Source organism: Micromonospora inyonensis (genome assembly GCF_900091415.1).
GTDB lineage: Bacteria > Actinomycetota > Actinomycetes > Mycobacteriales > Micromonosporaceae > Micromonospora > Micromonospora inyonensis.
This window is the reverse complement of the sequence record NZ_FMHU01000002.1, coordinates 66,299-90,567: the sequence shown is the minus strand read 5'-3', so window position 1 is coordinate 90,567 and position 24,269 is coordinate 66,299. Positions and strand designations below refer to the sequence as shown.

The window sequence follows — 24,269 nt, the reverse complement described above, 5'->3', positions numbered from 1 at the left end:
CCGGACGCCTACCGTGCGTTGGATCCGAGGATGGACGGTACCCGGACAGCCGGCGTGAAGCATCCCCCCAACGCCAGCCCCGGGACAGAAGAAGGAATAGGGATCATCCGTTCGGGTGATCACCCTGGGGCTTTATGGCAAGGTCTGCCACCTTCTGCGACCAGGCCACTCCGTACGGCGCCACCAGGCCGGTCCACCGGTTGGCCAGGCGCACCTGCACATCCCGCGGAACGGCGGCACCGGCCGGCCCGAGGAAGCCCATCCGGACCACCCCCTGCACCAGCCGCTGGGTGACCTCGATCCGCTCCCCCGCCTCCCCGGTGACCACCACCGCGACGTGGTCCAGCAGGGCGTCGCGGACCGCGCGCTGCCCGACCGCCCGTCCCGCCACCCCGTGCGTCGCGGCGGCCCGCAGGGTGCCGGCCGCCGCGTCGGCCACCCGGCGCAGTTCACCGGCGGGGATCGTCTCCACTACCCGCCCCGCGGCCGGCGGCAGCGGCCAGCGCCACTGCGCGTCCCGTCGCACGGGCAGGGCCGGGCCGTCCCGACCCAGCTCGGTCAGGAGGTCGGCGGCGGCGACCGTCGCGTCGCCCGGTCCCGGACCGGCGACCGTCCGGCAGACCAGCACCCCCCAGGGCAGCCGGGCCCAGAGCGCCGTCGGGCCGGACGGCCCGACCGGACGGAGCCGGACCACCGCCGTCGGGTCGAACCGCACCAGCCGGGCCAGGAACGCGCCCGCGTCGGCGACGCCGGCCAGCCCGTGCCCGTACGGTGCGGCGGAGGCCGGCCGGCCGGCGACCGGAGCGCCGGTCACACCGGCTCCCGCAACGGCGGCAGGGTGTAGTTCTCCAGGAAGGTCCGTTCGGCGTCGGTGAGGCGGCGCAGCCGCTTCTCCGCGAGGTCGTACGGGACCAGCACCGACCGGGCCCGGCTGGCCAGCACGTCACCGTCGTACATCTCGTACGCGATGGTGAAGGCGGCCCGCCGGATCGCCTCCACCCAGAGCTCGATCCGGACGGTCGGGGCCGCCTCCGCGCTGGTCCGGCCGAGGGCGTAGTCGACCGGGCGGACGTAGTCGATCTCGTGCCGGGCGATGACCACGCCCTCGGCGAACGAGCCGACCCCCCACGCCCGACCACCGGCGAACATCAACGCCACCCGCGCCTCCTCGTAGAGGGTGAGGAAGCGCGCGTTGTTGACGTGGCCGTACGCGTCCAGGTCGGACCAGCGCAGCGTGCAGTGGTAGACGAACCGGTCGCTCATGCTCAGTCGCGGGTGAGCTTGCGGTAGGTGATCCGGTGCGGGCGGGCCGCCTCGGCACCCAGCCGGTCGATCTTGTTCTTCTCGTACGACTCGAAGTTGCCCTCGAACCAGAACCACTTCGCCGGGTTCTCCTCGTCGCCCTCCCAGGCCAGGATGTGCGTGGCGACCCGGTCCAGGAACATCCGGTCGTGGGAGATGACCACGGCGCAGCCGGGGAACTCCAGCAGCGCGTTCTCCAGGCTGGAGAGGGTCTCCACGTCCAGGTCGTTGGTCGGCTCGTCGAGCAGGATCACGTTCCCGCCGATCTTCAGGGTCAGCGCCAGGTTGAGCCGGTTGCGCTCGCCGCCGGAGAGCACCTTGGTCGGCTTCTGCTGGTCCGGCCCCTTGAAGCCGAACGCCGCGATGTACGCCCGGGACGGCATCTCGACCTTGCCCACCATGAGGTGGTCCAGCCCGTCGGAGACGACCTCCCAGACGGTCTTGTCGCCGGCCAGACCCTGCCGGTTCTGGTCGACGTAGGAGAGGGAGACGGTCTCACCGACCCGGACCTGACCGCTGGTCGGCTGCTCCAGCCCGACGATGGTCTTGAAGAGGGTGGTCTTGCCGACGCCGTTCGGGCCGATGATGCCGACGATGCCGTTGCGCGGCAGCGAGAAGGAGAGGTTGTCGATCAGCACCCGGTCGCCGAAGCCCTTGGTCAGGCCGTTCGCCTCGATGACCGTGTTGCCCAGGCGCGGGCCCGGCGGGATCTGGATCTCCTCGAAGTCCAGCTTCCGGGTCTTCTCCGCCTCGGCGGCCATCTCGTCGTACCGGTCGAGCCGGGCCTTGGACTTGGTCTGCCGGGCCTTGGCGTTGGAGCGGACCCACTCCAGTTCCTCGGAGAGGCGCTTCTTCATCTTGGCGTCCCGGCGACCCTCGACGGAGAGCCGGGCGGCCTTCTTCTCCAGGTACGTGGAGTAGTTGCCCTCGTACCCGACGGCCCGGCCCCGGTCCAGTTCGAGGATCCAGCCGGCCACGTTGTCCAGGAAGTACCGGTCGTGGGTGATCGCCAGGACGGTGCCGGCGTACTTGGCCAGGTGCTGCTCCAGCCACTGCACGCTCTCCGCGTCCAGGTGGTTGGTGGGCTCGTCGAGCAGGAGCAGGTCGGGGGCCTCCAGCAGCAGCTTGCACAGCGCCACCCGACGGCGCTCGCCACCGGAGAGCTGGGTGACGTCGGCGTCCGGCGGCGGGCAGCGCAGCGCGTCCATCGCCAGTTCGAGCTTGGAGTCGATGTCCCACGCGTCGGCGTGGTCCAGCTCCTCCTGGAGCTTGCCCATCTCCTCCATCAGCTCGTCGGAGTAGTCGGTCGCCATCTGCTCGGCGATCTTGTTGAACCGCTCCAGCTTGGCCTTGGTCTCGGCGACCGCCTCCTCGACGTTGCCGAGCACGGTCTTGGCGTCGTTGAGCGGGGGCTCCTGGGCGAGCAGGCCGACGGAGAAGCCGGGCATCAGCCGGGCCTCGCCGTTGCTCGGCCGGTCCAGCCCCGCCATGATCTTGAGCAGGCTGGACTTACCCGCGCCGTTCGGGCCGACCACACCGATCTTGGCACCGGGCAGGAAGCTCAGCGTCACGTTGTCGAGCACGACCTTGTCGCCGTGCGCCTTGCGCGCCTTTTCCAGGACGTAGATGTACTGGGCCACGGTGCGGGCTACCTCCGTACGTTGCGATTGGGAGCCGGCGAGCGAAGGGCGGACCGGACCGCCCGCGTGCCGCCGGCCGTCGACCGGGCGCACGCACGCCATCGTCAATCCTGACAGGTACGCCGTGCTCCGCCCACATCACCCCGCCCCTCCCGACCACGCCGCCACCCGCCGCCCGCCCACCGCGCCCCGGGGAACGTCGGGCAGATCACGTCCAGGTTCGGTGCCCGCTGACCGGGGAAGTAACTGCCGCACGGGGCCCCAGACACCGCAGATACGCTCAGTACGCTCAGTACGCTCATGCGGTGGACCCGTCGCTTACCGGAGGTGGCCGATCGTGACCGTCCGTAGCTCCTTTGTCGTAGTGGCGAACCGTCTACCGGTCGACGAGGTGAGCACCCCGGAGGGACGGCAGTGGCGCCGGAGCCCGGGCGGACTCGTCACCGCGTTGCACCCGGTCCTCGCCGAGCGTCAGGGCACCTGGGTCGGGTGGGCCGGTGGCACCGGCGCCGCCCCCGAACCGTTCGAGCTGGAGGGCATCCGGCTGCACCCGGTGCCGTTGAGCGCCGACGAGCTGGAGCGCTACTACGAGGGGCAGTCCAACGCCACCATCTGGCCGCTCTACCACGACGCGGTGGAGACCCCGGCGTACAAGCGACGCTGGCGGGACGCGTACCGGCTGGTCAACGCCCGGTTCGCGGAGGCCGCGGCGGACGTGGCGGCCGAGGGCGCGACGGTCTGGGTGCAGGACTACCAGCTCCAGCTGGTCCCGGCGATGCTCCGTGAGCTCCGCCCCGACCTGCGGATCGGTTTCTTCCTGCACATCCCCTTCCCGCCGATCGAGCTGTTCATGCAGATGCCGCTGCGTGCCGAGGTGCTGCGCGGCCTGCTCGGGGCGGACCTGGTCGGCTTCCAGCAGCGGCTGGCCGCGCAGAACTTCGTCCGGCTGGCCCGGCACCTGCTCGGGCTGCGCTACGAGGGGCAGATGATCCAGGTCGACGGACGCCAGGTGAAGGCCGGCGCGTTCCCGATCTCGATCGACGTACGGGAGATGGAGCGGCTCGCCTCCGACCCGGCCATCCAGGCCCGTGCCAAGCAGATCCGGGAGGAGTTGGGCAATCCGAAGACGATCATCCTGGGCGTGGACCGGCTGGACTACACCAAGGGCATCGAGCTGCGCCTGAAGGCCTTCCGTGAGCTGCTCTCTGACGGAAAGCTGACAGTCCCGGACGCCGTCATGGTGCAGGTGGCCACCCCAAGCCGGGAACGGGTCGAACATTATCAGGCACTCAGAGTGAAGGTCGAGCGCGAAGTCGGCCGGATCAACGGCGAGTACGGACGGGTCGGCGTGCCGGCGGTTCACTATCTCCACCAGTCGTACTCCCGCAGTGAGCTCGCCGCCATGTATGTTGCGGCGGACGTGATGATGGTGACCCCCCTGCGAGACGGAATGAATTTGGTGGCCAAGGAGTACGTGGCATCGCGCGCCGACCAGGGCGGCGCGCTCGTGCTCAGTGAGTTTGCCGGGGCAGCGACGGAGCTGCGCCAGGCTTTTCTGTGTAACCCGCACGACCCGGAAGCGGTCAAGGAAGCCCTGCTGAAGGCTGTGCACGTGGAGCGGACGGAGGCCCGCCGCCGCATGCGAATCATGCAACGACACCTCAGGACCCATGACGTGGGTCACTGGGCCAGGTCGTTCCTCAGCGAACTCGGCACACCCGGCGTGGAGGCTGCTGCGTGAACACGAGTGTCACCGAGCCCGCACAGACCCACGGGGTCATCGACCCCGACCTGCGGGCGGCGATCGGCCGGATCGCCCGGGTCCCCCAACTCCTGGTCGCCTGCGACTACGACGGCACCCTCGCGCCGATCGTCGAGGATCCGACCAAGGCTGTCCCGCTGCACGAGTCGGTGGCCGCCGTCCGGGCGCTCGCCGCGCTGCCGCAGACCAGCGTCGCGGTGGTCTCCGGGCGCGCCCTGCGCGACCTGGCCGCCCTGTCCCGGCTGCCGAGCGAGGTCCACCTGGTGGGCAGCCACGGCTCCGAATTCGACATCGGCTTCGTCGAGCGGCTCAGCCCCGAGCTGATCGCCGTCCGTACCCGGCTGCGCAACGAGCTGCGCGAGATCGCCGCCGCCCACCCGGGCGTCCGGCTGGAACGCAAGCCGGCGAGCGTCGCGGTGCACACCCGGGGGGTGCCGCCGCAGATCGCGGCCGGTGCCATCGAGGCGGTCCGCAACGGTCCGGCCACCTGGGACGGGGTCACGGTCACCCAGGGCAAGGAGGTCATCGAACTGTCGGTGGTCGCCACCCACAAGGGCACCGCCGTCGACCAGCTCCGTACCCAGCTCGCCGCGAGCGCGGTGCTCTTCATCGGGGACGACGTCACCGACGAGAACGCCTTCGGCAACCTGCACGGCCCCGACGTCGGCATCAAGATCGGCACCGGGGAGACGAAGGCGCACTTCCGGGTCGCCGAGCCGATCGAGGCCGCCCGGGCGCTGGCGTTGCTGCTGGAGACCCGGCGGCACTGGCTGTTCGGCGAGCGGGCGGTGCCGATCGAGCGGCACTCCATGCTCGCCAACGGGCGGACCGTCGCGCTGCTCACCCCGGAAGCCAAGATCACCTGGCTGTGCCACCCCAAGCCGGACTCGGCGGCCATCTTCGCCGACCTGGTGGGCGGCAGCCCGGCCGGGCACTTCAGCGTCGCCCCCGAGCGGGGCGGCATCCCGCTGGGGCAGCGGTACCGCAACGGCACCATGACGGTGGAGACCCGCTGGTCGGGCCTGACCGTGACCGACTGGCTCGACCGGCCGTCCCGCGACCACGTGCCGGACGAGTCGACGGTCGTCTCCGGCGACTCGACCCTGATCCGGGTCTTCACCGGCTCCGGCCGGATCCGGCTGGAGTTCGCTCCCCGGCCGGAGTTCGGCCAGGTGGCCGTGCAGCTCCAGCCGCTCGCCGACGGGCTGCTGGTGCTCGGCTCCAACGAGCCGGTGGCGCTCTACTCCCCCGGCGTGCAGTGGCAGGTGACCAACGACGGCGGGTACGAGACCGCCAAGGCGGTGGTCGACCTCTCCGCCGCCGGTGGACAGGTCACCTGCGAGCTGCGCTTCGGTACGCACAGCCTGGAGCACCACCGGGTGCCGGTGCACGAGCGGCAGTCCGCCGCCGAGCAGCCGTGGAAGGACTGGGTGGCCTCGCTGCGCCTGCCGCAGACCGCCCGGGACCTGGTCGCCCGGAGCGCGCTCACCCTGCGCGGGCTCTGCCACGAGGCGACCGGGTCGATCCTCGCGGCGGCGACCACCTCGCTGCCGGAGGAGCTGGGCGGCGTCCGGAACTGGGACTACCGCTACTGCTGGCTGCGGGACGCGGCGATGACCGCCCGGGTGCTGGTGGACCTCGGCTCGATCGAGGAGGCGGAAGCGCTGCTGCGCTGGGTGGACGGCTGCGTCGAGCGCACCGGCGGGCACCCGGAGCGGCTGCACCCGCTCTACACCGTCGACGGGTACGAGCTGGGCGCCGAGGCGGTCATCGACACCCTCCCCGGCTACGCCGGCTCCCGGCCGGTACGAGTGGGCAACCTCGCCAACCACCAGCTCCAGCTCGACGTCTTCGGCCCGATCGCCGACCTGATCGCCGCAGTGGCGGACGCCCGGGGCTCGGTCCGCGAGACCGAGTGGCGGGTGCTGGAGAACATGGTCGAGGCGGTCCGCCGCCGCTGGCACGAGCCCGACCACGGCATCTGGGAGGCGCGTCTGCCTCCCCGGCACCACATCTTCTCGAAGGTGATGTGCTGGATGACCGTCGACCGGGCGCTGCACGTGGTCCGGCAGCACGGCGACGGCGACCGGCCCGAGTGGGTGGAGCTGCGGGACCGGATCGGCGCCAACGTGCTGGAGCACGGCTGGCACGACGGGGTCGAGGCGTACAGCGTCGCGTACGGGGACGAGGACATGGACGCCTCGTCGCTCTGGATCGGCCTGTCCGGGCTGCTCCCCGGCGACGACCCGCGCTTCCTCTCCACCGTCCTGCGGATCGAGGCGGACCTGCGCAGCGGCCCGGTCGTCTACCGGTACCACTGGGACGACGGCCTGCCCGGCCGGGAGGGCGGCTTCCACATCTGCACGGCGTGGCTGATCGAGGCGTACCTGCGCACCGGTCGGCGCACCGACGCGGAGGAGCTGTTCACCCAGATGATCGACACGGCGGGGCCGACCGGCCTGCTCCCCGAGCAGTACGATCCGCTCGCCGAACGCGGGCTGGGCAACCACCCGCAGGCGTACAGCCACCTCGGGCTGATCCGGTGTGCCCTGCTGCTGGACAACATGCTCAAGGTCTGATCCGCCCACGAACGACGGCGGCGGGGAACTTCGGTCCCCCGCCGCCGTCGTCGTGTGGTCCCGCCCGGGGGCGTCCAGGTCAGGAGCGGTCGAGGGCGGTGACCACGTCGCCGACGACCACCACGGCCGGGGGCCGCAGGCCAGCCCCGGCCGCCTCCGCCGCCACCGTGGCGAGGGTGGCGCGCAGGGTCCGCTGGTCGGTGGTCGTCCCCTCCTGCACCACCGCCGCCGGGGTGGCCGGGTCCCGCCCGTGCGCGAGCAGCGTGGCGGTGACCGCCGCCAGGTTCTTCAGCCCCATCAGGATCACCAACGTGCCCCGCAGCGCGGCCAGTGCCGGCCAGTTGACCCGGGACTCCGGGTGGTCCGGGGCGAGGTGCCCGGAGACCACGGTGAACTCGTGGGCCACCCCCCGGTGGGTGACCGGGATGCCGGCCACCGCCGGAACGGCGATCGAGCTGGTCACGCCGGGGACCACGGTCACCGGTATGCCGGCCGCCGCGCAGGCCAGCAGCTCCTCGCCGCCCCGGCCGAAGACGTAGGGGTCGCCGCCCTTGAGCCGGACCACGAACGCGCCCGCCGACGCCCGGTCCACCAGGATCCGGTTGATCTCCTCCTGGGTCCGGGACGGCCCATACGGGATCTTCGAGGCGTCGACCAGCTCCACGTCGGGATGCAACTCGTCGAGGAGCAGTCCGGGGACCAGCCGGTCGGCGACCACCACGTCGGCCCTGGCGAGCAGCCGCCAGCCCCGCAGGGTGATCAGCTCGGCGTCGCCCGGCCCCGCCCCCACCAGGGCCACCTGCCCGCCCCGCCGCCGGGTCCCCGCCGCCCCGGCTCCCGTCCGCAGGGGACTGTCCGGGCCGTCCAGCAACGCGCGGACGGCGTCGCGGGTCGCCCGCGAGCGGTGCGGGTCCCCGCCACCGAGCACGGCGACGGTGACCGGGCCGTGCCGGGTCACCGCGGGGGTCCAGGCGCTGGCGGCGAACCGGTCGTCGGCGCGGACGCAGAAGATCCGTCGTTCGGCGGCCACGGCGCTGACCGCCGCGGCGGCGGCCCGGTCGTCCACGGCCACGTGCACCAGCCACGCCCCGTTCAGGTCGGCCGGGACGAAGCGACGCGGCTCCCAGTGCAGCCGGCCGGCGTCCACGTGCGCCCGCAACGCCGGGGTGAGTTCCGGGGAGACCAGCAGGACGTCCGCACCGGCGTCCAGCAGCGCCGGCACCCGGCGGGTGGCGACCGTGCCCCCACCGACCACGACCACCCGCCGACCGGCCAGCCGCAGGCCCAGCGGGTACGGGTTCACGCTACCGAGTCCGGTGGTTCGCTCGCTCACTTCTCGGCCACTCCTGCCGCGTCGAACGTGGCCACCTCGTGCAGCACCCGGGCCGCCCCGGTCACCACCGGCAGGGCGAGCAGCGCGCCGGTGCCCTCACCGAGACGTAGGCCAAGGTCGATCAGGGGGTCGAGCCCGAGGTGGCGCAGCGCGACGGTGGCACCCGGTTCGGTGGAGCGGTGCCCGGCGACCATCGCGCCCACCGCGTCCGGGGCGAACGCGGCGGCGGCGAGCGCGGCGGAGACCGCGATCACGCCGTCCAGCAGCACCGGGATGCGGCGGGCCGCGGCGGCCAGGATCAATCCGGCCAGCGCGGCGTGCTCCAGGCCACCGACGGCGGCGAGCGCACCGAGCGGGTCGGCCGGGTCGGGTCGGTGCCGGCGCAGCGCGCGCCGCACCACGTCCATCTTCCGCTGGTACGTCTCGTCGTCGACGCCGGTGCCCCGGCCGGTCACCTCGGCCGGGTCGGCCCCGGTGAAGGCGGCGACCAGGGCGGCCGACGGGGTGGTGTTGCCGATGCCCATGTCCCCGGTGAGCAGGATGCCCGCGCCCGCCGCGATCAGTTCGTCGGCGACCCGGATGCCGGTCTCCACCGCCGCCCGCGCCTCGTCCCGGGTGAGCGCGGCGGTGACGGTCAGGTCGCGGGTGCCGGGGCGGATCCGGGCCTCGACCAGCCGGGGGGCGTCCGCCGCCACCGGCCGGGGGACGTCCGGCCCGTCGGCGACGGCGGGCGGCAGCGGGGTGGCCACGCCGACGTCGACCACGGTGACCGAGGCGCCGGCCTGGCGGGCGAAGGCGTTCACCACCGCCCCGCCGGCCAGGAAGTTGCCGATCATCTGCGCAGTGACCTCCTGCGGCCAGGGGGTGACCCCCTGGGCGTGGACGCCGTGGTCGCCCGCGAAGATCGCCACCGCGGCCGGTTCGGGCAGCGGCGGCGGGCAGGTGCCGGCCAGGCCGGCGAGGCGGATCGAGAGGTCCTCCAGGGCGCCGAGGGAGCCGGCCGGCTTGGTCAACCGGGACTGGAGGTCCCGGGCGGCGGCCGTCGCCGTCTGGTCGAGGGGGCCGATCGCCGCGATCGTGGTCTCCAACATCACGCCTCCAGGATGTCCGCCAGCGCTTCGACGAACGCGTCGGTGGTCCGCCGGTCGCGGACCGCCACGCGCAGCCAGTCCGGGCCGAGCCCGGGGAAGGTGTCGCCCCGGCGTACGGCCCAGCCCCGGTCCCGCAGGGCGAGCCGGGTCCGGTCCGCGCCGGGGATCTCCAGCAGCACGAACGCGCTGGCCGGTCGGCCCGCGACGCGTACCCCGGGAAGGGTGGCGAGGCGGGCCAGCAGATGGTCGCGGTCGGCGGCGAGGCCCGCGGCGATGGCGCGTTCGGCGGCGACCGCCTCCGGCGCGGCGCAGGCAGTCGCGGCGGCCAGCGCCGGGGTGGAGACCGCCCAGAGCGGCTGCACCCGGGCCAGCCGGTCCACCAGGGCGGCGCCGCCGAGCAGGTAGCCGATCCGCAGGCCGGCCAGCCCCCAGGTCTTGGTGAGGCTGCGCAGCACCAGCAGGCCGGGCAGGTCACGCCGCCCGGCGAGCGACTCCGGCTCCCCCGGCACCCCGGGTGCGGCGGTGGTGTCGGCGAACGCCTCGTCCACCACCAGGACCCGGCCGGGCCGGGCCAGCGCGGCGATGGTCGCGGCCGGGTGCAGCACGGATGTCGGGTTGGTGGGGTTGCCGACCATGACCAGGTCGGCGTCGGCGGGCACCCGGGCCGGGTCGAGGCGGAACCCGTCGGCCGCGTCGAGCAGCACCCGCTCCACCTCGTGCCCGGCGGCGGCGAGTGCGGCCTCCGGCTCGGTGAACTGCGGGTGCACCACCACCGGCCGGCGCACCCCGCGCAGGGCCTGCGCGATCAGCACGAAACCCTCGGCAGCCCCGGCGGTGAGCAGCACCTCCGCCGGGGGCCGGCGGTGCCGGGCGGCGACCGCAGCGCGGGCCGGGGCGGGGTCGGGGTAGCGGGCGAGGTCGCCGAGGGAGGTGGCCAGCGGCCCGGCCAGCCAGGGTGGCATCGGGGCCCGGCGGACGTTGACCGCGAGGTCGACCAGGCCCTCGCCGACCTCGACGTCACCGTGGTGGCCGAGGTCGGGTTCCGGCACGACGCCCAGGGGCGCTCCGATCGGCTGACCACGCATGCCCGCGATCCTGCCGGGAAGCCGGTGCGGAGGACAGCGGATCGGGGCGTGGGGCGCGTCACCACCTCGAAAGAATTATGAATATGACTCATCTCTTAACGGGATATGTCATAGCTTGACGGCGTGAGCTACCGACCCCTTGCCTCCCTCGGTCGTTGTGTCCCTCTCCTGCGTGCCGGGCTGATCGCCGGGATCATCCTGGCCGCCGTGGCGTACCCGATCGTGGCCGCCGCCGGCATCGGCGCCAAGGTCGGCGCGGAGTTCTCCGAGCACAAGGCCGACCTGCTCCGCACCACGCTGCCCGCCGAGACCTCCTACGTCTACGCCGCCGACGGCAAGACCCTGCTGACGATGTTCTACGAGGAGTACCGGCAGTACACGAAGATCGAGGACATCGCGCCGAGCATGCAGCAGGCCATGGTCGCTGCCGAGGACTCCCGCTTCTACCAGCACCGGGGCGTGGACCCGAAGGGTGTCCTCCGGGCGTTCGTCGCCAACTCGCAGTCCGGCGGGGTCTCCCAGGGCGCGTCGACGATCACCATGCAGTACGTCCGGATGGCGTTGCGGGACAGCGCCACCACGCCGCAGGAGGTGCAGGAGGCGACCGCCCAGACCAGCATCCGCAAGGTCAGGGAGATGCGGCTCGCCCTGGACGTGGAGAAGCAGATGTCGAAGGAGGACATCCTCGAGCGCTACCTCAACTCGGCGTACTTCGGGCACCGGGCGTACGGCATCTACGCCGCCGCGCAGATCTTCTTCTCCAAGAAGCCGAAGGACCTGACCCCGGTCGAGTCCGCCACCCTGGCCGGGCTGGTCAAGTCCCCGTCCGAGTACGACCCGGTCACCTCCGACCAGCAGGAGGCGATCGGCCGCCGCAACTACGTCCTGGAACGGATGGGCCAGCTCGGCTACCTCTCGCCGGAGGCCGCCGCACGGGCCAGCACCGAACCGCTGCGCATCGACCAGAGCGACCCGCGCAACGACTGCGCCTCGATCCCGCAGCGGCACAACAGCCTCGGTTTCGCCTGCGACTACCTGAAGAACTGGTGGAGCGCCCAGCCCGCGTTCGGGGACAACCGGCTGGAACGCATCGACAAACTGCGCCGGGGTGGCTACCGGATCGTGCTCAGCATCGACCCGAGGATCCAGGAGGCAGCGGAGAAGAACATCGACGCGAAGGGCACTACCGGAAGCCCGTTCGCGCACGGCGTGGTCGTCGCCGAGCCGGGCACCGGCCGGGTCAAGGCGATGGCGGTGAACCGGACGTACTCCCTGGACACCAGCGAGAACGGGCCGACGTCGAACCCGGAGGCCGACCCGAAGGTGAAGGCCAACTTCCCGAACACGGTCGCGCCGCTGCTCGGCGGCGGCAACCTGCCGGGCTACCAGGCCGGGTCGACGTTCAAGATGTTCCCGATGCTCGCCGCCCTCGACTCCGGCATGCCGCTGTCCACCGCGTTCGACGCACCGCACCGCTACCGCTCCGAGGTCTACGACGGGTGGGCGCCGTCGAACGCGAGCGGGGCGATGACCGGCCGGCAGACCATGTGGTCCGGCTTCGGCAAGTCGGTCAACACGTACTTCGTCTGGCTGGAGGAGAAGGTCGGCGCCGACCGGGCGGTCCGCCTCGCCGAGCAGCTCGGACTGCGCTGGCGCACCGACGTGGACAAGGCGCAGGCGTCCCCGGAGAAGGTGAAGAAGTGGGGCGCGTTCACCCTCGGCGTCTCCGACGCGACCCCGCTGGAGCTGGCGAACGCGTACGCGGCGATCGCCGCCGACGGCCGGTACTGCGAGGCGATCCCGGTGCTGTCGATCACCAACCGGGACGGCACCCCGGCGACCTACCGGACGCCGGCCGGCCTGGAACGGGAGGTGGCCAAGCCGCGTTGCCGACAGGTCGTGGACGCCGGTGCGGCCCGGGCCGCCACCGACGCCGCCCGCTGCCCGACCGGCGACCGGCCGGCCCGGGGAAGCTGCGGAGGCTGGTCCACCGCCGACAGCGTCCGGGGTACGGTCGGCCGACCGGTCGCCGGCAAGACCGGTACCACCGACAGCACCCGCGCCGCCTGGTTCGTCGGCTACACCCCGGAACTGGCGGCGGCGAGCTTCATCGCCGATCCGGACAACCCGTTCAACGCGGTCGGGGACGGCCAGTCGCAGAAGCCGATCGACGCGGTCGCCAAGACCCTGCGGGACGCGCTCAAGGGCCAACCCACCCGCCAGTTCACGCCGCCACCCGACCGCATGGTCGGCTGACCCCGCGCCGCCCCGGCCGCCGGGCGGGGCGGCACGGGGGTCAGTGGAGGTCGGCCATGACGAATGACCAGAGTTCCAGGTCGACGCGGTTGCCCCGGACGTAACCGGCGTTGCGCAGCAGGCCCTCGTAGCTGAAGCCGGCCTTCTCGGCCACCCGCCGGGACGCCACGTTGCCCGGGGCGACCCGCAGCTCGACCCGCTGGAACCCGTGCTCCAGGATCAGCGCGATGGCCAGCGCGAGGACCGCCTCCGTCGCCAGGCCGTAGCCGCGTGCCTCCGGCGCCATCGCGTACGAGACCTCGGTCAGCCGGGCACCCCAGTCGGTCCGCCTGGTCCAGAGACAGCCGACCACCCGGGCGTCCTCCCGGCGGACCACCGCGAAGTGGTCGCCGTCGCCACTGTCCCGCCGCTGCCGAGCCAGGTCGGTGCACCAGGCCAGCCCGTCGATCTGCCCCGACTCGTCGGCCAACGGCAGCCAGCGCTGGGTCAACCGGTCCGCGAAGATCTCCGAGACCGGGTCGGCGTCCCCCGCAGTGTGCCGGCGTACCTCCGTGCGCGGAGTGGAGACGGTCAGCTCCGGGAACCGGCGCACCGCCACCTGACCGATCACGCCGGGACTCCCAGGGAGCGGTCGGCCGGGGCGGGGCCGGGGCTGGTCGGTGCCGGGGCACGCCGGGCGGCGGCCACCAGCCGGGCGGCGATCTCCGGCGCGCCGGCCCAGTGCAGGGCGAGCTGTGAGGCGTACCCACCGGACCAGACGTGCCCCTCGGGCGGGCCACCCGGCCAGCTCCAGGCCGGGCACTCCCCGGCCCGGGGCGTGAGCACCGCCCGGTGCTGCTTGTAGCCCACCCGTACCGCACCCCGGGGCGCCACCAGGCTCTCCGTCGCAGCCGTCGCCTCCCGGTAGCCCAGCACCATGCCCTCCTGCGTCGCGGCGGTCGCGTCGAGCACCCCGCACATCGGCCGGCCGTCCAGCTGACGGGCCAGCCAGAGCAGGCCCGTCCCCTCCGCCAGCACCGGACGGCCGGCGCGGGCCAGCTCCGCCACCGCCGCGTGCAGCCGGTCGTTGGCGGAGAGCTGCTCGGCGTACGCCTCGGGAAGCCCCGCCCCGACGACCAGCGCGGCGGTGCCCGCCGGCAGGGCCTCGTCGCGGAGCGGGTCCACCGGGACCACCTCGGCCCCGGCGGCGGCGAGCAGTTCCGCCGTCTCGGGGTACCCGTAGGCGCCCCGGGCGGTGCCGGCGAGCGCGACCACCGGGCGGTCCGGGGCGACAGGGGGCGGCGCACCGGGCGACCAGGGCTCGACGGCCAGCGGCGGCGCGGTGCGGGCCAGCCCGAGCAGTCCCTCCAGGTCGACCCGGCCGGCGATCCCCTCCCCCAGCCGCCGGACCGCCCGGGTCACCTCCGGGTCACCGGTCAACGCCGGCGTCATCCCGTACGACCGGGCCGGGAACATCGGGGGCAGGTCACCCCGGCGCAGCGACCCGAAGACCGGGACGCCGATGTCGTCGAGTGCCTCCCGCAGCAGCTCCTCGTGCCGGGGCGAGGCGACCCGGTTCAGGATCACCCCGCCCAGCCAGAGCAGCTCGTCGTACGAGCGGAAGCCGTGCACCAGGGCGGCCAGCGACTGCCCCATCGCCGACACGTCGACCACCAGCACCACCGGACTGCGCAGCGCGGTGGCGACCGCCGCGGTGGACTCGACCTCGGACGGTCCGGCGACACTGTCGTAGAGGCCCATCGTGCCCTGCACCAGGGCCAGCTTCGCCCCGGCCGCCCCGTACGCGAAGAGCGGGGCGACACGTTCCGGCCCGACCAGTCGCGGGTCGAGGTTGCGGCCCGGCCGTCCGTCGGCGGCCATCCCGAGGTACGCGGCGTCGGCGTGGTCCGGCCCCACCTTGAACCCGGCGACGTCCAGCCCCCGTTTCCGGAAGGCGGCGACCAGGCCGATCGAGACGGCGTTCTTGCCGTGCCCCGACGAGGGCGCGGCGACCACGAGGCGTGGCACGACGCTCATGATCCATCCTCCGTGGCGGCGGTACGCGCGAACGCGCACGGTCGGTGGCGGCGCGCGGGCGGTTGTGCCACGGTGACCCGGACACCGCCCGGCGGTTCGTCCGCGTGACGATACCCAACCACTCCGCCGAACGGCGGTAACCGCCCCGCCACGCGTTCACCCGTCCACCGGTGGCGGGGACGGGTGCTCCGGTCCTACGAGTAGCCTCGGGGCGTGTACCGGTTCCTCCTGACGCCACGCTGGCTGGGTTACCTCGTCCTGGCGCTGGTCGCCGCCGCGGTCATGGTGCAGCTCGGCAACTGGCAGCTCGACCGTTACCAGGGACGCTCGGCGATCAACGAGCGCATCGACGCGACCGCGCGGATGACGCCCGTGCCGCTGCCCGACGTGCTCGCCGCGCCGACCGGAGCGGCCGGCTCGACCGGAGCCGCGCCGGACGCGGCGACCGTCTGGACCCGGGTCACCGTCACCGGGCGGTACGACACGACGAACTCGGTCTGGATCCGGGGGCGCAGCGTCGAACGGCAGGTCGGTTTCGAGCTGGTCACCCCGCTGCTGCTGGCCGACGGCTCAGCCGTGCTGGTGGACCGGGGCTGGGTGCCACCCACGCCCGGCGGGGACGCGACGGCGCGGCCCGAGCTGCCGGCCACGCCGAGCGGTGAGGTGACCGTGGTCGGCCGGGTCCGGCTCAGTGAGAGCGGGGCGGGCGGCGTCGAGCGGCGCGACGGCCGGTTGGAGACCCGCCGGATCGGCGTACCCCAGCTCGCCCGGGAACTGCCCTACCCGCTCCACGGGGCGTACCTGCTGCTCGACGAGCAGACCCCGGCCGCCGATCCGGTCTTCCAGGCGGTGCCGGTGCGGCATGAGAACAACTGGCAGAACTTCGGTTACGTGGTGCAGTGGTGGCTCTTCGCCGCGATGACGCTGGTCGCGTACGGCTGGGTGGCCCGCCGGGAGGCACGCCGGCTGGCCGGCGTCCGCCGACCCTCGGGCGACCGGGTCGCCGGCGACGGTACCCCCGAGGGGGACGGTCCGACCGGTCCCCGGGGTGACCGGGCCGGGGAGCCCACCCCGACCGGCTCGGCCTGACCGGCCCGCACGCCGAGCCGGATCGGTCAGCCGGAGGCCGCCGCCGGATGCAGGGCGCGGACCGCGTCGATGGTGTCGGCCTCGGCGGCACTCTTGTCGTCGCGGTAGCGCACCACCCGGGCGAAGCGCAGCGCCACCCCACCCGGGTACCGGGAGCTGGTCTGCACCCCGTCGAAGGCGATCTCGACCACCTGCTCGGGACGGACCCGTACCACGTGCTCGCCCCGCTGGACGGCCAGCGAGAGGAACCGCTCGGTCTGCCAGCGCAGCAGCTCGTCGGTGAGGCCCTTGAAGGTCTTGCCGAGCATCACGAACCCCCCGGTGGCCGGGTCTCGCGCGCCCAGGTGGAGGTTGGACAGCCAGCCACGACGCCGGCCGCTGCCCCACTCCACGGCGAGGACCACCAGGTCGAGGGTGTGCCGGGGCTTCACCTTCACCCAGGCCGCCCCGCGCCGGCCGGCGGCGTAGGGCGCGTCGGGCGACTTGACCACGACCCCCTCCTGACCGGCGGCGAGCGCGGCGGTGAACGCCTCCGTCGCCGCCTCCGGGCCGTCGACCTCCGTCCGCCCGACCAGCAGCTCGGCGTCGACCGCTCCGGCCAGCACGGCCCAGCGCTCCCGTCCCGGCAGGTCGATCAGATCCTCGCCGTCGAGGTGCAGCAGGTCGAAGAAGTACGGTGTCAGGACGGTGCCGCCGGTCGTGGCGGCGGCGGCGAGCACCGCCGGGGCGACCGGTGTCCGGCCGGTGGTGCTGGCGGTGGTACGGCGGGCGGCCCGACTGGACGTCTCCTGGAACGGCAGCGGTCGCCCGGTGGCGTCGAGCCCGATCGCCTCCCCGTCGAGGACCAGCTCCCGGGCGGGCAACGCGCGGACGGCCGCCACCACCTCGGGGACCCGCGCGGTGATCTCGTCGAGGCTGCGGGTGAAGACGGCGATGTCGGAGCCGGCACGGTGCACCTGGATCCGGATGCCGTCGAGCTTGACGTCGACGACGGCGGGAACACCGGTGGCGGTGAGCGCGTCGGCCACCGTGGGCGCGCTCTGGGCCAGCATCGGGGCGAGCGGACGCCCGACCCGCAGCCCGAACCCGGCCAGCGCGGCGGCACCCCCGGCGAGTGCGGCGACCGCCACCGCGCGGAGGTCGCCGGCGACGAGCAGGGCCCGGCGCACCGCACCCAGCGGCACCTCGGCGGCGCGGGCGACCGCGTCGGCGAGCAGCCCGGCCTGCGCGCCCTGGCGCAGCTCGCCGCTGAACAGCCCGACCAGCATGCGCTGCTCGGCGGCGGTGGCGGCGGCGAAGAGGGCGTGCAGCAGGGCGCGGCGGCGGGCCTGGGAGCCGGGTCCGTGCACGGCGGCGATCTCGTCGATCGCCGCGTCGACCGTGGCGACGGTCAGGGTCGGCACGCCGGCCGGTGGCGGCAGGTCGCGCAGACCGGCCCAGCCCACGCCGGTCTGGCGCTGGCGTAGCTCACCGGCGAGCCAGCCGGCACCGGCCGGCACCTCCGCCGGGTCGAGCGCGCGCAACGCCCCCGCGAGCAGTTCCACCTTGGCCCGCCGGCCGCTGGTGGCACTGACCGCGGCGGAGGTGGCCGCCAGGTCGAGGAACCGCACGGTCCCATCCTGCCAGCCACCTCCGACGACACCGGCGATCCGCCGAGGCCGGCCCCGGTGTGCCCAGGTCTCGGGCCGCTCCGCTCCGGCGGGAGGCCGCCCTACCGGGACTCGGCTGCCCTACCGGGACTCGACCGCTCCGCTCCGGAGGGAGGCCCGCCGGGACGGCTCAGGCCGAGACCGGCTCCTCGATCCGCAGGCCCCGGTCCCGGACCTGGCCGGCGACCCGCGCCAGGAGGGCGTCGAGCGCGACCAGCGCGGTGGAGAGATCGCCGAGCCGCTCGCGGAGCATCTCGTCGGGCCACGCGGAGACGTCGACGTCCCCAAGTGCGCTGACGGCGGCCTCCAGCCGCACCATCACCTCGTTCGTACTCATGTTCGAGAGGCTAACGTACGGACCGTCCCTGACGTGCCGGAATCCCGGAAATCGGACCGCGTGTCCGGTCAGCTCCGCTTCGTGCCCGCCTCGGCCACCCCGGCCAGCAACAGCGCCTCGGCCAGGCAGACCCGGGCGAACTCGCCGAGGTGCAGGCTCTCGTTCGGCCCGTGGGCCTGGGCGTGCGGGTCCTCGACCCCGGTCACCATGATCGCCGCCTGCGGGAACATCTCCTGGAAGGTCGCGATGAACGGGATCGAGCCGCCGATTCCGATCTCCACCGGCTCGGTGCCGTCCCAGGCGGTACGGAAGGCGGCGCGGGCCGCGTCGAACAGCGGGCCCGAACTGTCGATGACACAGGGTGCGCCGTCGTGCTCCAGGGTGACGGTCACCCGCGCGTCCCAGGAGACGTGCCGCTCCAGGTGGGTCCGGACGGCCTGGAAGGCCCGCTTCGGGTCGTCGCCCGCCGCCAGCCGTACGCTGATCTTGGCCTTGGCGGCCGGGACCAGGGCGTTCGGAGCCTCGGCGGTGGCCGGGGCGTCGATGCCGAGCACCGCCACCGAGGGCCGGGACCAGAGCCGGTCGGTGATCCGCCCGGTGCCCATCAGCGACACCCCGTCGACCAGGCCGGCCTCGGCGCGGAACCGCTCCTCCGGGTAGTCGACGGTCGCGTCCGCCGCGCGGGCCAGCCCCTCGATCGCCACGTCCCCCGCGTCGTCGTGCAGCGTGGCCAGAAGCCGGGACAGGGTGGTGAGCGCGTCCGGCACCGGGCCGCCGAACATGCCGCTGTGCACGGCGTTGCCCAGGGTGCGCACCTCGACGAAGAGGTTGACGATGCCGCGCAGCGAGGTGGTCAGCGCCGGCACGCCGACGTCCCAGTTGGTGGAGTCGGCGATGACGATGACGTCGGCGGCGATCTCGTCCCGGTGCTCGACCAGGAGGCGTTCCAGCGAGTCGGAGCCGTACTCCTCCTCGCCCTCGATGAACAGCACCACCCCGACCGGGAGGGCGTCGCCGAAGGCACGCAACGCGGCGACGTGCGCCATGATGCCGGCTTTGTCGTCGGCGGCACCCCGACCGTAGAGGCGGCCGTCCCGCTCGACCGGCTCGAACGGGTCGGACTCCCACCGGGAGCGGTCACCGACCGGCTGGACGTCGTGGTGGGCGTAGAGCAGCACGGTGGGCGCCCCGGGCGGGGCGGGCCGCGTCCCGATCACCGCGGGCTGGCCGCCGGAGCGCACGATCCGTGCGTCCAGGCCACAGCCGCGCAGCAGCTCGGCCACCGCCTCGGCGGAGCGCTCGACCTGCGTGTGGTCGAAGCCGTCGAACGCGATGCCGGGGATACGGACGAGGCGTTCCAGGTCGGCGCGGACGCCGGGCAGTTCCCGCTCGACGGCGGCCCGCAGCTCGGACTCGGTCGTGATCGGAGTGGTCATGACCGGCATCGTATGCCGGCCTTACCGGCTGCCGGGCGGCGCACGAAGTAGCACCGGCCGTCGTGCGGCAGCGTCGGCGCACCGTCCACCACGTGGTCCACCCCGGCCGCCGTGTCGTCGGCGGTGAAGTGCGCCCGCTCCCCCGCGTGCCAGCGGCGCAGCTCGGGCAGGATCCGCGCGCCGTCACGGGCCACCGCCCGCGCCAGCCGCAGCGCCGCCGGGGCGGTGACCAGGACCGTCAGGGTCGTCTCGGGGCGGACCGCCCGGCGGGCCGCGCTGACCCCCTCCACGATCAGCACCGGCGCGACCGGCACCGGGACCACCCGGGGCAGAAACTCCCGACGGACCCAGCTGTAACGGTGGTAACCGCCGGACCGTCCGGCGCGCAGTGGGGCCAGCACCCGCTCCTCCAGCCGGGGCCAGAAGGTGAACTGGTCGGCCCAGCCGTCGAGCAGGTCGTCGGTGTGCACCACCGGGGGCCGGTGGCCGCCGGAGAGCGCGGCCAGGGCGTCCGCGAGCCGGTCGGCGAAGACGCTCTTGCCCGCGCCGCTCGGCCCGTCGACCGCCACCAGTCGGGTACGCCCCAACCGCGCCGGCCCCGCCAGCACCCGCCGGGCCAGTTCCGCGTACGCCTCCACCACCGCCACCACGTCCGCCGACGCTACCGATCGGGTGGAGGGGTGGTGTTCGTCGGGCGGAACGCCCGTCGGGTCGGCAGGATCGGGTCGTGTCCCATTCCGTGATGAGTCCCGGCGTCGACGCCCTGCTCGAACAGGCGCGGGCCGGCGTGCGTCGACTGACCCCGCACGAGACGGTCCAGGCCGCCGGCCGGGGAGCGCTCGTGGTCGACACCCGTACCGACCTCCAGCGGCGCGAGCAGGGCGAGCTGCCCGGCGTGCTGGTGATCGACCGGACCGTGCTGGAGTGGCGGCTGGATCCGGCCAGCGCCTGGCGGATCCCCGAGGCCACCGGGTACGACCTGGAGGTCGTCGTGGTGTGCCGGCAGGGCTACTCCTCCAGCCTGGCGGCGGCGAGCCTGCGGGTGCTCGGGCTGCACCGGGCGACGGACATGGTCGGTGGGGTCGAGGCGTGGCGGGCGGCGGGCCTGCCGATGTCCGACCACCCCGCCGACGTCCGCCACTGAGCACCCTCCGGGCACCACCGGAGGCGCGACTCTTGGGTGGGTCAGCCGCCGAGCAGTTCGAGGGTCTGCCGCCCGTACGCGGTCAGGAGTGCTTCGACGTCGACGGCGGCCGGCGCGGTTCCACCGTGACCGGTCCAGCGCAACTGGAGGCCCACCGGCCCCTGGACGACCCTGAGCGTGCCCGTCTGCGACCGGACCTGCTGCCCCTCCCGCAGGGGGTGCTCCCCGGCGAGGGTGTCGCCGACGTGGATCACCGCATGGTCACCCAGGCCCTGCACGGCCCGCTCCGGGGGCTGCGGGGTCCGTTCCTGGTCGGCATCCCCCGTGTGGTCGAGTGTGACGGCGACCTGGAGGCTGTAGACCCACAGGTTTTCCTTGTCGCGGGTGGACAACCAGCAGCTCAGGTGCCGGTCCCGGGCCTCGGGGCGGACCGGATGGTATCTGGTCTGCGTGGTCGGGATGCCGGTCAGCGTGGTCAGGTGGGTGGGGTCGAGCTGGTCGCAGAGGTCGTCCACGAGGCGGTACTCGCGTGCCGGCGTGGGGCTGGCAACCTCCGACGCCGAACGTCGTGGTCCGGTCGTGCAACCGGCGAGGAAGAGCGGCAACAACATCCCGATGATCGACCACCGGGCGGTCAGGGTGGGCACCGGCAGAGTTTCGCACAGTCCTGTCAGGACAGTTCCCATGGACGCGCCCTGGCCCGCTCGGCGCGGGACAGGTCGGCCCGGGGCTGGACGCATCCGGTCGCGCAGGAGAGGTGCGACGGGTTCAGCCGGCGGGGGCGCCCGGCGGGATGAAGGGCAGGCCGGTCGGGGGGCCGGACTCGACGAGCCGCCAGAGGGCGTCGGTGTCCAGGTGCTCCTCGACCAGGTCGCCGAGGAGGTCGAGACCGCGTTCCCGAGCGGCGGCGAAGGAGGTGGCCGGGGCCGGCCGGAATCCGCGCCGCCCGGCCTGCCGCGCCACCTCGGCGAGGAAGCGGCGACGGAAGCCGTCCGACTCGAAGGCCCCGTGCCAGTGCGTGCCGTACACCGCGCCGAGCAGGGCGCCCTCGCTCCGGCCGTCGGCGTAGGTCAGCAGCGGGGGCAGGTCCGGGTCGGCGGTGGAGACGTAACCGTGGTGGATCTCGTAGCCCCGGACCTCGACGTCGTCGAACGCGGCACCGGCCGACTGGCGGACGGTCTTGCGCGGGTCGAACGTGACCTCGATCGGCAGCAGGCCGAGCCCGGGAACACTGCCCCGCCGGCTCTCCACCGGGTCGTGGATCGCCCGCCCGAGCATCTGGAAGCCGCCGCAGATGCCGAGCAGCGGCTTTCCCGCCGCCGCATGGGCGAGCACCGCGTCGGCGAGGCCGCTCTCCCGCAGCCAGGCCAGGTCGGCCACGGTGGACTTCGAGCCGGGCAGGACGACCAGGTCGGCGCTGGCGAGTTCGGCCGGTTCGACGGTGAGCCGGACCCGGACCCCCGGCTCGGTGGCGAGCGCCTCGACGTCGGTGGCGTTGCTGACCCGGGGCAGCCGGACGACGGCCACGTCGAGCCACTCGTCGCCGTACGGGGCGGCCGGGCGGCCGAGGACGCGGCCGTAGGCGAGCGAGTCCTCGGCGTCCAGCCAGAGGTCGAGGTGCCAGGGCAGCACCCCGTACGTGGGGCGGCCGGTCACCTGACCCAGCATGTCCAGACCGGGCTGGAGCAGGCCGAGGTCGCCCCGGAACTTGTTGACCACGAAGCCGGCGACGAGTGCCTGGTCGGCCGGGTCCAGCAGGGCCACCGTGCCGAACATCGAGGCGAACACCCCGCCCCGGTCGATGTCGCCGACGACGATCACCGGCAGCCCGGCGTGCCGGGCCAGCCCCATGTTGACGTAGTCGCCGTCGCGCAGGTTGATCTCGGCCGGGCTGCCGGCTCCCTCGCAGATCACCACGTCGTACTCGATGCGCAGTTCGGCCAGGGCGGCCCACGCCGTCTCGGCGAGCCGGGGACGGAGCACCCGGAAGTTGCCGGCGGTGACCGTGTCGACGGCCTCACCGAGGAGCACCACCTGGCTCGCCAGGTCGCTGCCCGGCTTGAGCAGCACCGGATTGAAGCGCAGGTCCGGGGCGAGCCCGCAGGCGGCGGCCTGCATCGCCTGGGCCCGGCCGATCTCGCCGCCCCGGCCGTCCGCCCCCACGACCACAGCCGAGTTGTTGGACATGTTCTGCGCCTTGAACGGCGCCACCTTGACGCCCCGGCGGTGCAGCCACCGGCAGATGCCGGCGGTCAGCACGCTCTTGCCGGCGTCCGAGGTGGTGCCGGCGACCAGCAGTCCGCCGCTCATGCCGCGCTCCCTCTCCGTAGCCGGTTCTCCGCCGCCCGGCCCAGTACCGCCCGGCCCACCGCGACGGTGACGGCCAGCCCGAGTGCGGCCCGGCCGACCGCCCCGGAGATCCGGGCCGCCCGGCGCAGGTGCCGGCCCTCCGGCCGGGGGCCGTCGCCGAGGAACGGTCGCACCTCGGAGCGTCCGAAGTAGACGTTCCGCCCGCCCAGCCGCACCCCGAGCGCCCCGGCCATGGCCGACTCGCATTGCCCGGCGTTGGGGCTCGGATGGTCGTTCCGGTCCCGCCGCCACACGTGCCAGGCCCGCTCCCGGTCCCCGCGCGCCACCGGGGCCACGGCCACGGTGAGCAGCCCGGTCAGGCGTGCCGGAGCCAGGTTGAGCAGGTCGTCCAGCCGGGCGGCGGGGGTGCCGAAACGGGCATACCGGGCCGAGCGGTGACCGACCATGGCGTCCAGGGTGTTCGCCGCCCGGTAGCCGAGCAGGCCGGGCAGCCCGGCGACCGCACCCCAGAACAGCGGTGCCACCACGGCGTCGGAGGTGTTCTCGGCGACCGACTCGACGGTGGCGCGGGCCAGTTCCGACTCGTCCAGGACGGACGGGTCGCGTCCGCAGAGGTGGCTGAGCCGACGGCGGGCGGCCGGCAGGTCGCCGTCGCGCAGCGCCCGGCCCATCACCTCGGCCTCGTGGCGGAGGGTACGACCGCCGAGCACGGTCCAGGTGCCGGCCGCCACCAGGACCGCGCGGGCCACCGGCCGCCGCCGGGTGGCGAGCACGCCCGCCGCGCCGAGCAGCACGGGCACCCCGACCGCGAGCGCGGTGAACGTCGCGCCCGCCACCCGGTCCGGACGGTAGAGGCGTCGTTCCAGGGCACCGGCGGCCCGACCGAACCCGGCGACCGGGTGCCAGCGGCGCGGGTCGCCGAGGAACGCGTCCAGCGCGTACCCCGCCACCAGCCCGGCCGCATCGGCGACGGTGACTGCCTGCCGCACCCCGCACCACCTCCGGCCGGTAAGCCTAGCCGTCACCGCCCCGCGTCCCGGGGGACGGCGGAGGGGTCACGCAGGCAGGACAGCCCGGTGGCGGAGCGTGGCCGCGGACTCGGGGCGACGGGCCCTCGGCCGGGGGCAGAGCGCGCCCGTGGGCGGGGGCCGGAGCGCGCCCGTGGGCCGGGGACGGAGCGGGCCCGGGTGGGGTGCCGGTCTGAAGCCGTCACCCCACCCACTTGCCCGCCCCGGCCGGT

At 74.0% G+C, this 24,269-nt stretch carries 19 protein-coding genes and 1 pseudogene; 5 read left to right on the top strand and 15 right to left on the bottom strand.

What is annotated here, in order from left to right; translation table 11 throughout:
* Positions 1 to 103: 103 nt before the first annotated feature.
* Genes GA0074694_RS15470 through ettA form a run of 3 tightly spaced genes read right to left on the bottom strand, consistent with a single transcriptional unit; the run spans position 104 to position 2,942 of the window.
* Entirely contained in the window at positions 104 to 814 is a 711-nt protein-coding gene (locus GA0074694_RS15470) for a DUF8185 domain-containing protein (protein ID WP_091459343.1), read from the bottom strand.
* Positions 811 to 1,263 (bottom strand): acyl-CoA thioesterase, encoded by a 453-nt coding sequence (locus tag GA0074694_RS15465; protein ID WP_091459341.1) that lies wholly within the window; start codon positions 1,261 to 1,263, stop codon positions 811 to 813. The genes GA0074694_RS15470 and GA0074694_RS15465 overlap by 4 nt, the downstream gene beginning before the upstream one ends.
* 2 nt (positions 1,264 to 1,265) lie before the next feature.
* The gene (gene ettA, locus GA0074694_RS15460) at positions 1,266 to 2,942 is read right to left on the bottom strand and encodes an energy-dependent translational throttle protein EttA (protein ID WP_091463282.1); all 1,677 of its coding nucleotides are present in this window, start codon (positions 2,940 to 2,942) and stop codon (positions 1,266 to 1,268) included.
* 337 nt (positions 2,943 to 3,279) lie between these two features.
* Here ettA and GA0074694_RS15455 point away from each other — a divergent pair, with 337 nt between their 5' ends.
* Positions 3,280 to 4,683, top strand: a complete 1,404-nt coding sequence (locus GA0074694_RS15455; protein ID WP_091459340.1) for an alpha,alpha-trehalose-phosphate synthase (UDP-forming) — start codon at positions 3,280 to 3,282, stop codon at positions 4,681 to 4,683.
* Positions 4,680 to 7,283 carry a trehalose-phosphatase gene (gene otsB / locus GA0074694_RS15450; protein WP_091459338.1) on the top strand — a complete coding sequence of 868 codons (2,604 nt, stop codon included), beginning with the start codon at positions 4,680 to 4,682 and terminating at the stop codon, positions 7,281 to 7,283. The genes GA0074694_RS15455 and otsB overlap by 4 nt, the downstream gene beginning before the upstream one ends.
* Before the next feature lie 79 nt (positions 7,284 to 7,362).
* Here otsB and cobA read toward each other — a convergent pair whose 3' ends face one another.
* The 3 genes from cobA to cobC are packed head-to-tail and all read right to left on the bottom strand — an operon-like array spanning position 7,363 to position 10,792.
* Positions 7,363 to 8,616, bottom strand: a complete 1,254-nt coding sequence (gene cobA, locus GA0074694_RS15445) for a uroporphyrinogen-III C-methyltransferase (protein WP_425413619.1) — start codon at positions 8,614 to 8,616, stop codon at positions 7,363 to 7,365.
* The gene (gene cobT / locus GA0074694_RS15440) at positions 8,613 to 9,707 is read right to left on the bottom strand and encodes a nicotinate-nucleotide--dimethylbenzimidazole phosphoribosyltransferase (RefSeq protein WP_091459336.1); all 1,095 of its coding nucleotides are present in this window, start codon (positions 9,705 to 9,707) and stop codon (positions 8,613 to 8,615) included. The genes cobA and cobT overlap by 4 nt, the downstream gene beginning before the upstream one ends.
* The gene (gene cobC, locus GA0074694_RS15435) at positions 9,707 to 10,792 is read right to left on the bottom strand and encodes an Rv2231c family histidinol phosphate aminotransferase CobC (protein ID WP_091459334.1); all 1,086 of its coding nucleotides are present in this window, start codon (positions 10,790 to 10,792) and stop codon (positions 9,707 to 9,709) included. Before cobC ends, cobT begins: the two co-directional genes overlap by 1 nt.
* Positions 10,793 to 10,915: 123 nt before the next feature.
* Here cobC and GA0074694_RS15430 point away from each other — a divergent pair, with 123 nt between their 5' ends.
* A complete protein-coding gene (locus GA0074694_RS15430) occupies positions 10,916 to 13,048 on the top strand; it encodes a transglycosylase domain-containing protein (RefSeq protein WP_091459332.1) in 2,133 nt (710 codons plus the stop codon).
* A gap of 40 nt (positions 13,049 to 13,088) precedes the next feature.
* On the opposite strand, the gene GA0074694_RS15425 is transcribed toward GA0074694_RS15430, so the two are convergent.
* Positions 13,089 to 13,658, bottom strand: a complete 570-nt coding sequence (locus GA0074694_RS15425; RefSeq protein WP_091459330.1) for a GNAT family N-acetyltransferase — start codon at positions 13,656 to 13,658, stop codon at positions 13,089 to 13,091.
* Positions 13,655 to 15,064 carry a cobyrinic acid a,c-diamide synthase CobB gene (locus tag GA0074694_RS15420; protein ID WP_091459328.1) on the bottom strand — a complete coding sequence of 470 codons (1,410 nt, stop codon included), beginning with the start codon at positions 15,062 to 15,064 and terminating at the stop codon, positions 13,655 to 13,657. The genes GA0074694_RS15425 and GA0074694_RS15420 overlap by 4 nt, the downstream gene beginning before the upstream one ends.
* 213 nt (positions 15,065 to 15,277) lie before the next feature.
* Here GA0074694_RS15420 and GA0074694_RS15415 point away from each other — a divergent pair, with 213 nt between their 5' ends.
* The gene (locus tag GA0074694_RS15415) at positions 15,278 to 16,153 is read left to right on the top strand and encodes an SURF1 family cytochrome oxidase biogenesis protein (protein ID WP_245714760.1); all 876 of its coding nucleotides are present in this window, start codon (positions 15,278 to 15,280) and stop codon (positions 16,151 to 16,153) included.
* 26 nt (positions 16,154 to 16,179) lie between these two features.
* On the opposite strand, the gene GA0074694_RS15410 is transcribed toward GA0074694_RS15415, so the two are convergent.
* The 4 genes and pseudogenes from GA0074694_RS15410 to GA0074694_RS15395 form a co-directional block, all read right to left on the bottom strand.
* Positions 16,180 to 17,763, bottom strand: a complete 1,584-nt coding sequence (locus GA0074694_RS15410) for an ATP-dependent DNA ligase (protein WP_091459326.1) — start codon at positions 17,761 to 17,763, stop codon at positions 16,180 to 16,182.
* A gap of 169 nt (positions 17,764 to 17,932) precedes the next feature.
* Positions 17,933 to 18,139, bottom strand: a complete 207-nt coding sequence (locus GA0074694_RS15405; RefSeq protein WP_091459323.1) for a hypothetical protein — start codon at positions 18,137 to 18,139, stop codon at positions 17,933 to 17,935.
* A gap of 68 nt (positions 18,140 to 18,207) precedes the next feature.
* Complete coding sequence (locus GA0074694_RS15400; protein WP_091463279.1) at positions 18,208 to 19,575, bottom strand: dipeptidase; 1,368 nt, start codon at positions 19,573 to 19,575, stop codon at positions 18,208 to 18,210.
* Positions 19,553 to 20,383, bottom strand: a pseudogene (locus GA0074694_RS15395) (hypothetical protein); the annotation flags it as partial. The gene GA0074694_RS15400 and the pseudogene GA0074694_RS15395, both read right to left, overlap by 23 nt.
* Between GA0074694_RS15395 and GA0074694_RS15390 the strand changes: the two are divergent.
* A complete protein-coding gene (locus GA0074694_RS15390) occupies positions 20,318 to 20,719 on the top strand; it encodes a rhodanese-like domain-containing protein (RefSeq protein WP_091459319.1) in 402 nt (133 codons plus the stop codon). The pseudogene GA0074694_RS15395 and the gene GA0074694_RS15390 sit on opposite strands and share 66 nt — an antisense overlap.
* Before the next feature lie 41 nt (positions 20,720 to 20,760).
* Here the strand turns inward: GA0074694_RS15390 and GA0074694_RS15385 are convergent, their stop codons facing one another.
* The 3 genes from GA0074694_RS15385 to GA0074694_RS15375 all read right to left on the bottom strand — a co-directional run bounded on the left by GA0074694_RS15385 (position 20,761) and on the right by GA0074694_RS15375 (position 24,018).
* The gene (locus GA0074694_RS15385) at positions 20,761 to 21,366 is read right to left on the bottom strand and encodes a hypothetical protein (RefSeq protein WP_091459317.1); all 606 of its coding nucleotides are present in this window, start codon (positions 21,364 to 21,366) and stop codon (positions 20,761 to 20,763) included.
* A 121-nt stretch (positions 21,367 to 21,487) separates the two neighbouring features.
* Positions 21,488 to 23,029 (bottom strand): cobyric acid synthase, encoded by a 1,542-nt coding sequence (locus tag GA0074694_RS15380; protein ID WP_091459315.1) that lies wholly within the window; start codon positions 23,027 to 23,029, stop codon positions 21,488 to 21,490.
* Positions 23,026 to 24,018, bottom strand: a complete 993-nt coding sequence (locus tag GA0074694_RS15375; protein ID WP_091459313.1) for a cobalamin biosynthesis protein — start codon at positions 24,016 to 24,018, stop codon at positions 23,026 to 23,028. Before GA0074694_RS15375 ends, GA0074694_RS15380 begins: the two co-directional genes overlap by 4 nt.
* Positions 24,019 to 24,269: the final 251 nt, after the last annotated feature.

What these genes read in the sequence shown, in the direction of transcription:
- GA0074694_RS15465 (WP_091459341.1), bottom strand. Translation starts at nt 1,263, where the DNA reads ATGAGCGACCGGTTCGTCTACCACTGCACGCTGCGCTGGTCCGACCTG.
- cobT (WP_091459336.1), bottom strand. Translation starts at nt 9,707, where the DNA reads ATGTTGGAGACCACGATCGCGGCGATCGGCCCCCTCGACCAGACGGCG.
- cobC (WP_091459334.1), bottom strand. Translation starts at nt 10,792, where the DNA reads ATGCGTGGTCAGCCGATCGGAGCGCCCCTGGGCGTCGTGCCGGAACCC.
- GA0074694_RS15420 (WP_091459328.1), bottom strand. Translation starts at nt 15,064, where the DNA reads ATGAGCGTCGTGCCACGCCTCGTGGTCGCCGCGCCCTCGTCGGGGCAC.
- GA0074694_RS15405 (WP_091459323.1), bottom strand. Translation starts at nt 18,139, where the DNA reads ATGAGTACGAACGAGGTGATGGTGCGGCTGGAGGCCGCCGTCAGCGCA.
- GA0074694_RS15400 (WP_091463279.1), bottom strand. Translation starts at nt 19,575, where the DNA reads ATGACCACTCCGATCACGACCGAGTCCGAGCTGCGGGCCGCCGTCGAG.
- GA0074694_RS15390 (WP_091459319.1), top strand. Translation starts at nt 20,318, where the DNA reads ATGAGTCCCGGCGTCGACGCCCTGCTCGAACAGGCGCGGGCCGGCGTG.
- GA0074694_RS15380 (WP_091459315.1), bottom strand. Translation starts at nt 23,029, where the DNA reads ATGAGCGGCGGACTGCTGGTCGCCGGCACCACCTCGGACGCCGGCAAG.